This is a genomic window from Bacillus nitratireducens (assembly GCF_001884135.1).
In the GTDB taxonomy this organism is placed as follows: Bacteria; Bacillota; Bacilli; order Bacillales; family Bacillaceae_G; genus Bacillus_A; species Bacillus_A nitratireducens.
On sequence record NZ_MAOC01000007.1, the window covers coordinates 250,563 to 266,450 of the forward strand.

Annotated in this window: 15 protein-coding genes; 4 read left to right on the forward strand and 11 right to left on the reverse strand. The window is 36.0% G+C overall.

Going from position 1 to position 15,888, the window contains the following annotated elements; all coding sequences use genetic code 11:
• Window positions 1–10: 10 nt before the first annotated feature.
• Together coxB and ctaB are read right to left on the reverse strand one after the other, a co-directional pair.
• Entirely contained in the window at window positions 11–1,060 is a 1,050-nt protein-coding gene (gene coxB / locus BAU23_RS02665) for a cytochrome c oxidase subunit II (RefSeq protein ID WP_000745263.1), read from the reverse strand.
• A 93-nt stretch (window positions 1,061–1,153) separates the two neighbouring features.
• Window positions 1,154–2,077 (reverse strand): protoheme IX farnesyltransferase, encoded by a 924-nt coding sequence (gene ctaB / locus BAU23_RS02670; protein ID WP_001015055.1) that lies wholly within the window; start codon window positions 2,075–2,077, stop codon window positions 1,154–1,156.
• Between the two features lie 498 nt (window positions 2,078–2,575).
• On the opposite strand from ctaB, the gene ctaA reads away from it, so the two are divergent.
• A complete protein-coding gene (gene ctaA, locus BAU23_RS02675; RefSeq protein ID WP_001188734.1) occupies window positions 2,576–3,511 on the forward strand; it encodes a heme A synthase in 936 nt (311 codons plus the stop codon).
• Between the two features lie 84 nt (window positions 3,512–3,595).
• Here ctaA and pyc read toward each other — a convergent pair whose 3' ends face one another.
• The 3 genes from pyc to BAU23_RS02695 form a co-directional block, all read right to left on the reverse strand.
• Window positions 3,596–7,042, reverse strand: a complete 3,447-nt coding sequence (gene pyc / locus BAU23_RS02680) for a pyruvate carboxylase (protein WP_071733469.1) — start codon at window positions 7,040–7,042, stop codon at window positions 3,596–3,598.
• Between the two features lie 330 nt (window positions 7,043–7,372).
• The gene (ftsW, locus tag BAU23_RS02690) at window positions 7,373–8,551 is read right to left on the reverse strand and encodes a putative lipid II flippase FtsW (RefSeq protein ID WP_000758397.1); all 1,179 of its coding nucleotides are present in this window, start codon (window positions 8,549–8,551) and stop codon (window positions 7,373–7,375) included.
• Between the two features lie 125 nt (window positions 8,552–8,676).
• Complete coding sequence (locus BAU23_RS02695) at window positions 8,677–8,964, reverse strand: Fpa/YlaN family protein (RefSeq protein ID WP_000135698.1); 288 nt, start codon at window positions 8,962–8,964, stop codon at window positions 8,677–8,679.
• Between the two features lie 150 nt (window positions 8,965–9,114).
• Between BAU23_RS02695 and BAU23_RS02700 the strand changes: the two genes are divergently transcribed.
• Window positions 9,115–9,612 carry a hypothetical protein gene (locus BAU23_RS02700; protein ID WP_016130202.1) on the forward strand — a complete coding sequence of 166 codons (498 nt, stop codon included), beginning with the start codon at window positions 9,115–9,117 and terminating at the stop codon, window positions 9,610–9,612.
• A 49-nt stretch (window positions 9,613–9,661) separates the two neighbouring features.
• Here BAU23_RS02700 and BAU23_RS02705 read toward each other — a convergent pair whose 3' ends face one another.
• Window positions 9,662–10,990, reverse strand: coding sequence for a PhoH family protein (locus BAU23_RS02705; RefSeq protein WP_000358078.1), 1,329 nt, complete (start codon window positions 10,988–10,990; stop codon window positions 9,662–9,664).
• Between the two features lie 246 nt (window positions 10,991–11,236).
• The gene (locus BAU23_RS02710; RefSeq protein ID WP_000024573.1) at window positions 11,237–11,692 is read right to left on the reverse strand and encodes a PNPOx family protein; all 456 of its coding nucleotides are present in this window, start codon (window positions 11,690–11,692) and stop codon (window positions 11,237–11,239) included.
• A 145-nt stretch (window positions 11,693–11,837) separates the two neighbouring features.
• Here BAU23_RS02710 and BAU23_RS02715 point away from each other — a divergent pair, with 145 nt between their 5' ends.
• Entirely contained in the window at window positions 11,838–12,038 is a 201-nt protein-coding gene (locus tag BAU23_RS02715; protein ID WP_002094429.1) for a YlaI family protein, read from the forward strand.
• Window positions 12,039–12,073: 35 nt separating this feature from the next.
• Here the strand turns inward: BAU23_RS02715 and BAU23_RS02720 are convergent, their stop codons facing one another.
• The 3 genes from BAU23_RS02720 to typA all read right to left on the reverse strand — a co-directional run bounded on the left by BAU23_RS02720 (window position 12,074) and on the right by typA (window position 14,670).
• The gene (locus BAU23_RS02720) at window positions 12,074–12,349 is read right to left on the reverse strand and encodes a hypothetical protein (RefSeq protein WP_001258153.1); all 276 of its coding nucleotides are present in this window, start codon (window positions 12,347–12,349) and stop codon (window positions 12,074–12,076) included.
• A gap of 14 nt (window positions 12,350–12,363) precedes the next feature.
• The gene (locus BAU23_RS02725) at window positions 12,364–12,666 is read right to left on the reverse strand and encodes a YlaH-like family protein (RefSeq protein ID WP_000893663.1); all 303 of its coding nucleotides are present in this window, start codon (window positions 12,664–12,666) and stop codon (window positions 12,364–12,366) included.
• 159 nt (window positions 12,667–12,825) lie between these two features.
• Complete coding sequence (typA, locus tag BAU23_RS02730) at window positions 12,826–14,670, reverse strand: translational GTPase TypA (protein ID WP_000914767.1); 1,845 nt, start codon at window positions 14,668–14,670, stop codon at window positions 12,826–12,828.
• Window positions 14,671–14,810: 140 nt separating this feature from the next.
• Between typA and BAU23_RS02735 the strand changes: the two genes are divergently transcribed.
• On the forward strand, window positions 14,811–14,990 hold the full coding sequence (locus BAU23_RS02735; RefSeq protein WP_000400129.1) for a DUF5325 family protein: 180 nt from the start codon (window positions 14,811–14,813) through the stop codon (window positions 14,988–14,990).
• A 45-nt stretch (window positions 14,991–15,035) separates the two neighbouring features.
• Here BAU23_RS02735 and BAU23_RS02740 read toward each other — a convergent pair whose 3' ends face one another.
• The gene (locus BAU23_RS02740; RefSeq protein ID WP_071733471.1) at window positions 15,036–15,827 is read right to left on the reverse strand and encodes an inositol monophosphatase family protein; all 792 of its coding nucleotides are present in this window, start codon (window positions 15,825–15,827) and stop codon (window positions 15,036–15,038) included.
• Between the last annotated feature and the right edge of the window lie 61 nt (window positions 15,828–15,888).

The following is a 15,888-nucleotide window of genomic DNA, read 5'->3' on the forward strand; positions in this document are numbered from 1 at the left end:
TGATCCCTCTTTACTTTTCAATCTTTAACGTTTGTAAATATGCATTTAATGCATTAATTTGATCATCCGTTAAGTTGCCATATTTACCAGTCATTTTATTACCTGGCTTCATATTTTCAGGATCTTTCAGCCATTTTTTTAAGTTCTCTTCATTATTTTCGGCAATACCAGCAACTGTATCGCGATCTGCAAAGTTTGCTAAGTTTGGTGCGATACGAGCGGAAGGTGGTCTACTATCATTAGATCCAACTGCATGACAACCAATACAGCTTTTATTAAATATTTCTTGGCCTTCTTGCGCCTTTGTTGAAGCTACTTCTTTTTTCCCATCAATCTTCTTCATATCAGCAAGCCATTTTTTGTACTCGCTTTCATCTAAAGCTTTCACTTTAAATTGCATTAAAGAATGTGACGGGCCGCAAAACTCTGTACAAAAACCATTATAAGTGCCCGATTTATCTGCCTTTAACCACATTTTGTTTACATTATCTGTATTTGTATCCATTTTCCCAGCTAAAGATGGAACCCAAAACGAATGTTTAATATCGGCACCCTTCAAATTCAAATACACTTTCTTACCTGTGGGGATGACTAAATCTTGAGAAGTTACTATTTTTTCTGATTTATAAGAAAATTCCCACCAATAAAGATTCGCTGTTACATCAACAACGATAGTATCTTTATCAATATTCTTTTTCTCCATCGCACTTACATCAGCAAGCTTGAATGTATATGTAACAGTCGGAACAGCCAAGATTAACAAAAGAATAATCGGAATAACTGTCCATATAATTTCTAGTTTGTGATTTCCTTCAACTTGCTCTGGAATGAAATCTTCCTCACCCTTCTTTTGTCGGAAACGCACAATTACATATAAGAAAATAATAGTAACTACAAGTACTACTCCAATCATGATTGCACTCGCTAGTAAGAGCAAATCATATTGCATTTTTGCTACTTCTCCTTGCGGAATTAAAGTAGATTGAAAGGCTTTACCGCACCCCCCTAACAGTAAAGCCAGCAGTGAAACGAACGAAAGCAGTCGCCACTGTTTCTTCATACAAACAACCCCCACTTTCTTTGTGAATTAGATTGTACTTTATAGTTAAGTAAAGTAAATCTCAACGTAAAGAAATCCAATCATGTCGTTGTCTTAGAAGAATGTAACTACAATCATTGACACAAATAAGATTGTTAAGTAATTCAGGGAATAAACAAACATTTTTACGGACCATTTGATGTCATCTTGCTTACGGAAGCCATAAAACCCTAGTACGATCCATCCGATGTTTAGCAATGTTGCGATTACCATGAATGTTATTCCAAGCCCACTCATATAAAATGGTAGTGGTAATAAACATACTGTCCAAATCATAATCTGACGTTTCGTAATATCAAATCCCTGTACAACAGGAAGCATTGGGATTCCTGCATTTCGATATTCATCAACACGTTTCATCGCTAATGCGAGGAAATGTGGGATTTGCCAAATAAACATAATTAAAAATAACATCCAAGCAATTGGATGGCCTAAAGATGGATCGATTGCTGCCCATCCAATTAAAGGTGGAACTGCTCCAGATATACTACCTACAACAGTATTTAGTGTATACTTTCTCTTTGTCCATAACGTATATAAGACAACATATGTGAAAGCACCAATAAATCCCATTAATACTGCCATTGGTGTTGTTAATAATAAAAATACAAATCCAAGAAGTAATATAACTAGTCCAAATGTAAGTGCAAATCCCGGTTTATACTTCCCAGTAACCGTTGGACGGTTTTTTGTTCTTTCCATTAACGGGTCGATGTCTCGATCAATGTAATTATTTAAACAACATACCCCCGCCATAATTAATCCAGAACCAACGATTGTAAAGAATAACTTATCCAGATTGTCCATCACACTTAATCCATTAAAGTGTAATGCCAACCAAAATCCTGTAAATACAGTAAGTGTATTTGAGTTTACAATCCCCATTTTAACGAGCGCTTTTAAATCTTGTAACCGAGTTGTTTCCGGCACACTTGTAACAGCAGACTCATCATGCAGCTCACTTGTTGCATGGTTCATCACTTTAACCCCCTCTTAAAACTTTCATCTTTCTTTTTGCGCCTATTTCGAATGAAATATTTCGCTTCTATATAGCAATATTATTACAGTAGAAACATTGTTAACCCATTCTACTACTAATCTACGCCCATACTCCAATATATTAAATCATATTTCCCGAACATTTTGTGAAGAAAACATGAACTTTTTGTGTCGAACATAAAAAACTTAATTCTTACTTGTCCTTATCATAACATGATGTTACCTTCTATCATAAACTTTTTTTGTCATATTTAACACGTATTCTCCCCATTTCTTTTCAAAATAGCCTATTTTCCACCTAAAATTTTCCTTATATATCCTATTTCTACACCCATTTTCTCTCCCCTGTCTGCGCCCACCATTTCTTTGCTATTTTATTATTTTTTATATATCATAGGAACTAGCGCGTTTTATTCTATACATAATGGAATGAAAATATTTCGCAATAACTTCATAGCAGAAAGATGGTGAAATAGATTGCAACGCTTTATTAAATGGTTAGCAGTCATTACGAGTCTTGATTTATTAATAGTTTTACTAGGAGGCGCCTTAGTTACAAAAACAGGTTCTGGCCAAGGGTGCGGTAAATCATGGCCACTTTGTAACGGTGAATTTGTTCCATCTAATTTATCAATGGAAACTATTATTGAACTAAGTCACCGACTTACATCAGGATCAGCAGGAATTCTTGTCACACTCCTTTGTATTTTGTCCTGGAAATATTATAAACATGTGCGCGAAACAAAAACGTTAGCAATTTTATCCTTCGTATTTTTAGTTGCACAAGCATTAATGGGAGCTGCTGCTGTTGTTTGGGGACAAATGCCAGCTGTACTTGCTATCCATTTCGGTATTTCCTTAATTTCATTTGCTTCTGTCATTTTATTAACGTGTCTTATCTTTGAAATCGACCAGAAATTTGATGCACGTTCACTTATTATGGACAAAAAAATGAAATTTCATATTTATGGTGTAACAATTTACAGTTATATTGTCGTCTACACAGGCGCTTTAGTACGTCACGAACGAGCTAGCTTAGCCTGCCCAGACTTTCCTTTATGTAGCAAAAATAGACCTATGCCAACTCAACTACATGAATGGGTTCAAATGGGACATAGAGTTGCAGCGATGTTAATTTTCGCTTGGATACTATACGCGATGATTCTCGCTATTCGCCATTACAAACAGCAGCCTGTCGTATACTGGGGATGGATCATTTCATTTATCCTTGTTACACTTCAAGCTATCGTGGGAATTTTAGTCGTATTTACAAATGCTAATTTAGTAATGGCATTATTACATTCACTATTCATTTCTTGCTTGTTTGCTGTACTATGCTATTTAGTTATGTTAGGTACAAGAAGTAAAGCGAATGCAAAAGAAGCTGAATCAACTTCTAAACAAACAAAATAAATTTAAATTAAAATACCTTGCCGAATTGGCAAGGTATTTTTTGCGATAAAAAAAGAGCTGTATTTACACAGCTCTTTTTCTATTTTAGTAATCTAATTCAATGAGTAAGTCACCCGTTTGAATTGCATCTCCATCGTTAACATATACTTTTTTCACTTTACCATTGAACGGCGCTTGAACTGTCGTTTCCATTTTCATCGCTTCTGTAATTGCCATAGAATCGCCTTTTTTCACTTCATCGCCTTCTTTTACAACTACTTTAATAACTGTCCCTGGCATTGTTGCACTAATGTGGTTTGGATTTTCACGGTTTCCTTTCACACGTTGTGCCACTGTTGCTTTTACACTTTCGTCTTTCACAACAATCTCACGTGGTTGACCGTTAAACTCCAAGTAAAGTACACGGTTTCCATCTGGCTGAGGCTCTCCGATTGATACTAGTTTAACCATCAATGTTTTACCTTGTTCGATTTCCACATCGATTTCTTCACCTAATCTCATTCCATAGAAGAATGTCGTTGTATCAAGCACAGATACGTTTCCATAAAGATCAGCAACTTTTTCGTAGTCCATAAACACTTTTGGATATAACGCATATGCGACTACATCAAAAATCGTCACTTCGCGTCCAAGTTTATGGAATAACTCTTTTTGTAAAGCATCGAAATCTACCGGCTCTAATAATTCACCTGGTCTTACTGTTAATGGCTCTTTCCCTTTTAAAATTATTTCTTGTAATTTTTTCGGGAAACCACCATATGGTTGTCCTAAATCTCCCGAGAACATTTCAACAACAGATCCTGGGAAGTCCATAGAATGTCCACGCTCTAAAATATCTTGTTCTGTTAAGTGATTTTGAACCATAAATAATGCCATATCACCGACAACTTTAGATGATGGTGTTACTTTTACAATATCACCAAACATATCATTAACACGGCGATACATCACTTTAACTTCATCGAAGCGATCTCCTAAACCAACCGCTTTCGCTTGTTGTTGTAAATTACTATACTGTCCGCCTGGCATTTCGTGCATATATACCTCTGTGTGAGGTGCATTCATACCACTTTCAAACGGTGCGTAGTATTTACGTACATCTTCCCAGTAATGAGATAGTTTTTCTAATGAATCTATATTAACGTCTGGCTGTCTTTCGTTTCCGCCTAACGCATAGTATAGCGTGTTCGCACTTGGTTGTGACGTTTGACCAGCCATAGAACTTACTGCTACATCGACAATGTCAACACCTGCTTCAATTGCCTTCGTATACGTTAATATACCATTTCCACTTGTATCGTGTGTGTGCAGATGAATCGGAATCGATACCGTCTCTTTTAATGCTGAAACTAGATCATATGCTGCATTTGGTTTTAGTAAGCCCGCCATATCTTTAATACCTAAAATGTGAGCTCCTGATGCTTCTAACTCTTTTGCTAAGTTTTTATAGTAATTTAAATCATATTTACTACGTAACGGATCATGAATATCTCCTGTGTAACACATTGTCGCTTCTGCAATTTTACCAGTATCTCGTACAGCATCAATCGCAACTCTCATACCTTCTACCCAGTTTAAGCTATCAAAAATACGGAAGACATCAATTCCAGCTTGAGCAGAACATTCCACAAATTTTTGAATTAAATTATCTGGATAGTTTTTGTAACCTACTGCGTTTGAAGAGCGAAGTAACATTTGGAATAAAACGTTTGGCATTTTTTCACGAAGATCTAGTAATCGTTCCCATGGATCTTCTTTCAAGAAACGATATGCAACATCAAACGTTGCACCGCCCCACATTTCCGCTGAGAATAAGTTTGGTAACATTCTCGCTGTCGGCTCTGCAATGTGATGTAAATCTTTTGTACGAACACGAGTTGCAAGTAATGACTGATGTGCATCACGGAATGTTGTATCAGTTAAAAGTACACGCTTTTGATCTTGTACCCACTTTACTAATCCATCCGCCCCACGCTCATCCAAAATTTGTTTCGTTCCATTTTGGATTGGCTCTGAGTGTATCACATTTGGTATACGAGCATCTGAGAAAATTGGTTTCTCTTTTTTCCCTACTCCTGGGAAGCCATTTACTGTTACTGTACCAATATAATTTAACATTTTTGTTCCGCGGTCTTTACGTTTCGGGAACAAGAATAGTTCAGGTGAAGCGTCAATAAATGAAGTGTCATATTCTCCTGATAAGAAGTTTTTATGTTTTACTACATTCTCTAGGAATGGAATATTTGTTTTAATACCACGAATACGGAATTCTTTTAAGTTACGTTCCATTTTTGCAGCGGCTTGTTCAAAAGTAAGTGCCCAAGTAGTAACTTTTACAAGTAAAGAGTCGTAGTATGGTGTAATAACTGCACCTTGGAAACTATTACCTGTATCAAGACGAACACCAAAACCACCGCCTGATCGGTACGCCATAATTTTCCCTGTATCTGGCATGAAATTATTTAGTGGGTCTTCAGTCGTTACACGAGATTGGATTGCAAATCCATGCACAACCACTTCCTCTTGCTTAGGAACACCTACCATTTTACTATGTAATGCATGTCCATCAGCTATTAATATTTGTGATTGAACGATATCCACTCCTGTAATCATTTCTGTAATTGTATGTTCAACTTGAACACGTGGGTTTACTTCAATGAAGTAAAACTCATCACCTTTTACAAGGAATTCTACCGTTCCTGCGTTTAAATAGTTTACATTTTTCGTTAACTTAACAGCAGCATCACAAATACGTTGACGCAAATCATCTGAAAGCGATACACTCGGTGCGATTTCGACAACTTTTTGATGGCGACGTTGTACAGAACAGTCACGCTCGAATAAGTGAACAACATTGCCTTCTTCATCTGCTAAAATTTGTACTTCTATATGTTTAGGTTTTTCAACGAATTTTTCAACGTATACTTCATCATTACCAAAGGCTGCTTTTGCTTCTGATTTCGCGCGATTATACGATTCTCTTAATTCTTCACTAGCTCGTACTATACGCATACCTCGGCCGCCACCACCAAGGGACGCTTTAATAATAATCGGGTAATCATACTTTTCAGCAAATTCTGCGACTTCTTCTAATGAATTTACTGGACCATCACTACCAGGAATAACTGGAATTTGTGCTAACTGCGCTTGTGTTCTTGCTTTAACTTTATCTCCAAACATATCTAAATGCTTACTTTTTGGACCAATAAAGATAATTTCTTCTTCTTCACAACGTTTTGCGAATTGAATATTTTCTGACAAGAAACCATATCCAGGGTGGATTGCATCTACATGATTACTTTTCGCAATCTCAATAATGCCTTCAATATCTAGATAAGCATCAATTGGTTTTTTTCCTTCCCCAACTAAATAGGACTCATCGGCTTTATAGCGATGATAAGAACCGCTATCCTCTTTCGAATAAATTGCAACTGTGTTTAATCCAAGTTCTGAACATGCTCGAAATACACGAATTGCAATCTCTCCACGGTTAGCTACCAATACTTTTTGAATACGTTGCAGCTTTGTCATGATTTTCCCCCTCTACTTTCTACCACTCTAGAGATAAAATACATACACACTCTAAAGAGCGTGAAGTTCTTCACTTTCCACATTATATTATACTTAGAAAGCTTCACTTTATTTTTATCCATCATACCTTATTTTTCAACAAATGATAAGTTTTCTGATCAATTTGTTTCACAAAAACAGTATAGCATACCTCTTCCTTTTCTAACAACATTATTGTATATCACATTAATTTTAATGTGATATATTTTTAATCAATATAACAAAATAGTATATCACATTAAAAATAAACGAAATAAAAAGCACACTGAGCTCTTCGTCCCAGTGTGCTTTTTATTTTACAACAACAAGATGTGGTCCACCTTGCCCTATTTCTGTATTCGTTTCATTCTGTAGTTTCTCTTGTCGTTTTACATGACTAGCAATATTTAACAGTATACCCATTGCAAGTAAATTAGCCAATAAAGAACTTCCACCATAACTTACAAACGGTAATGGTACCCCTGTAAGCGGTATTAACCCAGACATCCCACCGACATTAACAAAAGTTTGAACTCCAAATAAACCTGCAATCCCTATTACTATTAAACTGCCAAACGGATCTTTACATTTTTGTGCAACCCTGAGCGACCGAATAATAATTAATAATAAACAGATTAAAATGACTGCTACACCTATAAAACCGAGCTCTTCAGATATAATTGCCATAATAAAATCTGTTTGCGGCTCTGGTAAGTAGCCATATTTTTGTACACTGTTTCCTAATCCTCGACCATGTAGCCCACCTGAAGCAATTCCAATAAAAGAATTTATTAATTGGAATCCATCATTTTGAGGATCGTTAAATGGGTCAAGAAAAACTGAAAAACGCGCTTTTTGGTATGGATTCAACTTATAATTCCCAATTAAATACAACGCCGGAATCCATATTATAGACGTTAAAAGAAATCGTTTTATACTTAAATTAACATTAACTCCCGAACAAAAGAACATAATTAGTACAGTTCCACCTATTAGTATATCGGTCCCTAAGTCATTTTGAAGTAAAATTAATCCCATCGCTCCACCGACAACAGCTAAAGGCGGAATTATCCCTTGTACAAAAGCTGTTTGCGTCTCTTGTTTCTTGGCAAAAAAGTTTGCTAGCGTAATAATAACCGTTATTTTCACAAACTCAGCTGGTTGTATACCTAATATCCATCCTTTTGCACCATTCACTTCCTTACCGAAAAGGAAGGCTGCAAGTAATAAAACAATACTCCCTGTTCCCATTGCAATCAAAACTATTCGCTTTCTCCAAATCTTATAGGGAATAGCAACGATAATCGCTAACATTATCGTTCCAATTGCTAGAGCAACTAATTGTTTTTTAAAAAAGTAATTTGCTGGCCAGTTATGCTTTGAAATCGCAACAATGGAACTAGAACTATATACCATTATTACTCCCAACACACATAAAATAATAAGAGGAAGTAATAATGAATAATCCATCGATTTCCATACTTTTTTCATTTCATTTCCTCTTTCTGTTTCAATTTAATTATTGTTGTATTCCATATGTATACAGATTCTTCCTGCTTTATCATACAAATAAAAAGCCCAAACTATTTCAGTTTGAGCCCTCCTATTTGAACCCGTTATTGTTGTTTGTTTGTAAATGCTTCATGAAGTGCAGATAACTCACGTTCGAGCTCTCCTAGCATCGCTTTCCCTTGTTCTTCTGCAATAAGACCAAGGCGAACTGCAAAATCGACCTCGCGGGATAGTCCAAACATTTGTGTGTCTAACACTTCTTCATATAATGGACATTGCGGCATTGTAAGATTGTCCATTTGCACCTTAATGAGTCTTAAGATCTTCTCCGCATCCGCTTGTAGAAGGGCTAGTGCCTTTTCCTGATGATTTGATACTGTCTCAGACGCCAAATTGATTCCCTCCGTTTCCGTCCTACTCTCTCCTATCTATTAATATTAGCGATAGTTTTAATAAATTGCAATAGAAACATTTTTTGTGACAACAGTGTCTAATACTATTATACTGAAAAGTGGGAGTATAACACAAATGGGGGAACAACAATGAGCGAAATTTTATTTATTAATGGAAAAGTACGTTTTCCAATCACTATCGATCCAACTGTTTGGATTTTTGATGATCGAAAATTAGATTTGACAACTTACTTTGATGAAACAAGAGAAGAATCATCCGAATTAGAAACATACTTAAAACATACTTCAGAGCATTGGGATCGCGAAATCCGTGATGGCGCTGCCTTCCCGCCAATCCAACAAAGCGTAAAGAAATATAAAAAAGAACAGCTTATTAACGGAACATTTGGCATACCACTTCAGCCATTTCTTAAAAATGCTGAAATTTTAGAAGGTGCTACTCAAATCGAAATTGAAACCACAGACAATTCGATTACACTTCCGTTAGAAACAGCTAATCAAGCAATTCTCGGTTTTTCAAAAGAAGGTAAACCATTAAGAGAAGACGGACCTGTTCATCTATATTTCCACGATGGATCTAATAGACAAAATCCGATTCGTAACATCCGTAAATTCACAATCATTTAAATTGTATAATTAAAAGACAAAAAAGGAGTGAGCTGAAGCTCACTCCTTTTTATAATAAATCCGCTGCTAGTTGAGCTAAATTAGACCGCTCCCCTTTAACAAACTTTACATGACCACTAATACGTTGCTCTTTAAACTTCTCTACAACATATGTTAAACCGTTATTATATTCATCCAAATACGGGTGATCAATTTGCTGAGGATCTCCCATTAATACAATTTTACTTTTTTCCCCTACCCTTGTTAATATCGTTTTCACTTCATGTTTTGTTAAATTTTGTGCTTCGTCAATTATAATGAACTGATCTGGAATACTTCTCCCACGTATATAGGTAAGGGCCTCTACTTCGATCGAACCCATTCCAGCTAAAATAGCATCTAACTCTCCTGGCTTTTTCGTATTAAATAAATACTCTAGATTATCAAAGATCGGTTGCATCCACGGTCTTAATTTTTCTTCTTTTTCTCCTGGTAAATAACCGATATCTTTTCCGACTGGAACAATTGGCCTTGCAACGAGTAGTTTTTTATATAACCCTAAATCTTCCGTTTGCATGAGTCCCGAAGCCAACGCTAGTAATGTTTTTCCTGTACCAGCTTTCCCCGTTAACGTTACTAGCGGAATATCTTCCCGAAGCAACAATTCTAATCCCATAATTTGCTGCACGTTTCGTGGGCGTATTCCCCATACTTGTTCATTGTGAAAAATAAGTTTCTTTACCTTCTTACCTAAATGATCCACAATCCCAAGTGCTGAACTAGAGCCCCCTAGTGCATCTTTCATTACAACAAACTGATTTGGATAAAAAGGATGATTTGCTATTTCAGATAAAGGTAGTTCACCTTTTTCATAAAAATAATCCAATTGTTCTTTTGATATATATCCTTCTAAAAATCCTGAATATATATTGTCTACTTCAATTACGCGGTCACTTAAATAATCTTCAGCCTTCAAACCAATTGCATCAGCTTTTACCCTTACGAGCACGTCTTTACTTACTAAAATAACAGACTTCCCGTCCTCTTTTTCTTGTTCTTCTAAAGATAGGTTTTTCGCTACCGCTAAAATTCGATTATCATTTGTTTTTTCTACAAAAATATCTTGCAGTTGAACAAATGAGCGATGATTTAATTCAATACGAAATGTACCGCCGTTTTCTAGCGGAATACTTTCATGCAGCTTTCCTATTTCGCGAAATTTATCTATTAACTTAGACACATAACGAGCATTTCGTCCTACTTCATCCATATAACGTTTTTTCGAATCAACCTCTTCTAATACAACTGCTGGAATCACTACTTCATTTGTTGCAAATGAAAAAATAGATAAAGGATCCTGCAAAAGTACATTCGTATCTAACACATAAATTTTATCCAACCTGTTACCCCCTGACTCCACTTTTAAATTTGTAGAACAAGGGTTTCATCCATAAAATATGGACGAACCATTGTTATAATTATATGTAACGTATAAACGAGGTAGAATCGAAATTCATAGAAATTAAACCTTTTCTTTATTTTTTATTCATTTCTATTCAATATATTACTTTTAATTATTATTTTTCACATTAAATCACAATACTCAATTACAAAATTTAATGAACGACTTTCCTATTCATCCCATTTATAATTCTTTCATTCCTACCAACACTTGATTATCCAGCTTTTTCGCAGCTCGAAGATCATATGTTTTTTCATATACTGGTTCTGTAGCAAGTTTAGCTCCATAAAACATAACATCACGAACTTCTTGCACATTCACTTCTATTACAGCTAATTTTAGTGGAATCCCTTCCATTCTATCTGTTAAAATTTGACCTTCACCACATATGGAAAATACGGATTCATTCGCCATTATAGTCAATACTACCCCTGCACTATGCCGTATATTTTCCACAATACGTGAGCGTTGATCTACCGCAAATCGAATACTAGTTTCACTCACTGCATATACCCAAGAAATAGCACTTACGTTAGGAATTTGTTTTTCGAAATCTGTCGTTGCTACCAGAACGATACTCTCTTTACGTAACGATTGTACTAAATCATCTGTCAATGTAGGCTCTACTACATTCGCCATATCTCCACCTCCAAATAATCTTTCTATACCCCTATCATAACTTATTTTTCGAATTGCGAAAATATTATTTTTTCCCGCTATTATTCAAAAACATTATGCTTCCATGATATACTTATACTGATAGAATTCGTATTGAGGTGACGAAATGAGAGTCAGATGTATGATTTGTGATAAAAAAGATATGTTAGATGACGAAAATCCTATGGCAAAAAAATTGCGTAATCGCCCTATTCATACATATATGTGCATGGAATGTACGGAACGCATTGCAGAGCGTACTATGGAACGCCATGCAAGTGGTAATTTCCGATTATATCGTGATAAAAAAGTAGAAGACGATTGGTAAACCGTAAATAAGTCCTTAATCATATAGATAAGGACTTATTTGTATTTTTCTGGTTCACGATTCATCTGATCCAAAAAACAATCAATTGCTTCTACTGGAAATCTTGCACTCCTTATTTCTCCATCAATTTCATATGTAATTAAATACATTTCCTCGTTCTTTTCCACTTCTACATTTCGTAATTTATGCTCTTCATATATCATATTTCGAAATAATACATACGTTTCTTGTGCAGCGCTATCATCTGGACGCGCTTCCGCAACAGTTTTAATTGTTAACCAATTATATAGTGCATCTTGTACCGAGCGCATGAAACTCCCCCTTTTCACCCTACTTTTTGTTGTTTCGCTTGACGTAAACGTAATCTATAAATTCCAAGTACAATCGCCGCTACAACGAGCCCCTCTCCAACTGGTAAAAAAACTGCAAAGAAAGTTAATACCGTGCATCCGATTGCTAAAGATATGTATATTACTATATTTTTTAGCACTGATAGCTTCCTTGCAAATCCTAAATTATATACAAGTGCACTCAGTATAATAATTGTCCCATAAAGTAACCACATCCCTAGTTCTGGATTTTCATCAACTTTGCACAATTTCGCGAAAAATGACATTCTTTCTAACACTATCTTTCCTCCCTTCTCATAAAAACAAATTTTCTTTATGTACTTAATACAAGAGTAACTCGCAAAAAAAATACTGTCCACAAAAAAGAGTAAATATTCTAAAAAATAAACAAAATAAAAAAACAGCTACCTTTATAAAAGGTAGCTGTTTTTACTGTTTTACGCTTCAACAGATTTCTTTTTCTTAGCAGCTCTTTCGCGCTCGCTCTTATCAAGAATCTTTTTACGTAGACGAATTGATTCTGGAGTTACTTCACAGAACTCATCATCATTTAAGTACTCTAATGACTCTTCTAAAGTCATTAAGCGTGGTTTTTTCATTGTTGAAGTTTGATCTTTCGTCGCAGAACGAATGTTAGTTTGTTGTTTCATTTTCACAACGTTAACTGTTAAATCATTCTCACGAGTGTGTTCTCCGACAATCATACCAGCATATACTTCTGTACCTGGTTCAACGAAGATTACACCACGGTCTTCAACTTGCATAATACCGTATTGTGATGCTTTTCCTGCTTCAAGTGAAACTAGAACACCTTGACGACGTCCACCCACTTGTCCAGCATGTACTGGTTGGTAGCAATCGAATGTGTGGTTTAAAATACCGTAACCACGAGTTAATGTTAAGAATTCTGTTGTGTAACCAATTAAACCACGTGCTGGAACCATGAAAGTAAGGCGAACTTGACCGTTTCCGTTATTCACCATATCTAACATTTCACCTTTACGTGCACCCATAGATTCCATAATAGAACCTGTGTATTCTTCAGGTACATCGATTTGCACGCGCTCTACAGGCTCACATCTTACGCCATCAACTTCTTTAATAATTACTTCAGGCTTAGATACTTGTAGTTCATAACCTTCACGACGCATGTTTTCAATTAAGATAGATAAATGTAATTCTCCGCGTCCAGATACGATCCATGCATCAGGAGAATCTGTATTATCTACACGTAAACTTACATCTGTTTCTAATTGTGAACGAAGACGCTCTTCAATTTTACGAGATGTAATGAATTTACCTTCACGACCTGCAAATGGGCTGTTATTTACAAGGAATGTCATTTGTAATGTTGGCTCATCGATACGTAATAATGGTAAAGCCTCTTCATGCTCAACCGGACATACCGTTTCACCTACGTTAATGTCTTCCATACCTGAAACAGCTACTAAATCTCCAGCTTTTGCTTCTTCAATTTCTTGACGTTTTAATCCAATATAACCAAATAATTTAGTTACACGGAATTGTTTTACACTTCCATCAACCTTCATTAATGCAACTTGTTGTCCTACTTTCATTGTACCACGGAATATACGTCCAACCCCGATACGACCAACATAGTCATTGTAATCAAGAAGTGCTACTTGGAATTGAAGTGGCTCTTCGCTGTTATCAACTGGTGCTGGAATATGTTCAATGATTGTGTCAAACAATGATTTCATATTCTCTTCTTGGTTTGCTGGATTTGAATCTAAGCTTGCTGTTCCGTTCATTGCTGATGCAAATACAACCGGGAACTCTAATTGATCTTCGTTTGCACCAAGTTCGATGAATAAGTCAACTACTTCATCAACTACTTCATCAGGGCGAGCGAAGTCACGGTCAATTTTGTTTACAACAACGATTGGCGTTAAGTTTTGCTCAAGAGCTTTCTTTAAAACAAATCGTGTTTGTGGCATACAACCTTCATATGCATCAACAACAAGTAGAACACCATCAACCATTTTCATGATACGTTCTACTTCTCCACCGAAGTCAGCGTGACCAGGTGTATCTAAAATGTTAATTCGTTTATCTTCATAGTGAATCGCAGTATTTTTTGCTAAAATTGTAATACCGCGTTCTCTTTCTAGATCATTCGAATCCATTGCACGTTCTTCAACGTGTTCGTTTGCACGGAAAGTCCCCGCTTGACGTAATAACTGGTCAACAAGTGTTGTTTTACCATGGTCAACGTGGGCAATAATTGCTATATTTCGTAAATCTTGTCGTTTTTTCAACATGTCCAACTCCTAATGTCTTTTTAATCCTTCTCTATTATAAGAGCGAAGGGGATACTATGGCAATCAAAATAAAATCAAGAATGAAAATATAGTTGTATTCTTACTTTTGTGAAAGTAAAATGAGATTGGAGGGTGAAGAAATGGAACACATTCAATATCGCTTTTTATTAACTGCAATTATCGGTGTTATTTTCTTAATCGGTATCGGCATTATGGTTGCTGAAAATAGTCCCATTGGTATTATTATTTGCATTATCGGCACATTTGTTACAGTTGGATACGGTTTTGTAACAAAAAGAAAAATGCGTAAATCGCAATAACGTTAAAAAGTAAGAAGCTTCTTTTATAGCCTCTTACTTTTTTTGTTACTGCGATACAAATAATAATACCTCTTCGTATACTCCTGGTTTTGCAACTAACACACTGCTCTTCTCTATGATAGAAAGAGGAGTTCCAGAGAAGGTTGTCACTCTCCCGCCAACTTCTTCTACAATAATCTGTCCCCCGCCAAAGTCCCATGGCGATAAACGCGGTGTTACATACGCATCTAATCTTCCCGTTGCAACATATACCATTTCTAGCGCAGCACAACCATAAGACCTTGTTCCTCTCGCTTTCTTAACAAGCCTCATCATTTTTTTCGTATTCAGCAATGGATTATCAGTAAGCCATATCGCATTTAAAGCTATAATTCCCTGTTCTATTGTTCCTTCTTCTAGCATGGGAATAGGTAAATCATTACAAAAGGCCCCTTCTCCCTTTATCGCATGATATAATTCATCATGAACTGGATCATAAATAAGGCCAATTTTTCCGATACCGTTCTCATAAATTCCAATTGAGATTGCGAAATTTCTTTTTTGGTGAACAAAGTTCATCGTGCCGTCAATTGGATCAATTAACCAAACAACCCCATTAGAAGAAGTGATTTCATCTCCATATCCTTCTTCTCCTAAAATATTATGGGCTGGGAATGTTTCTTTAATTCTCCCAATTAAAAACCGCTCCGTCTCTCGATCCATGTTTGTTACTAAATCCGCTGCATTAGATTTTGTTTCTATAATAAGTGCTTTTTTCAGCGATCCCATTAAACGTTCTCCCGCTTCTCGAATCCACTGTTTTGCGTGTGTATCAATATCTTTCCATATCTCGTGCATGTTTAAACACTCCGATCTATACTGTTCACAGAAAAAACGAACCCTTTATAAGGTTCGCACC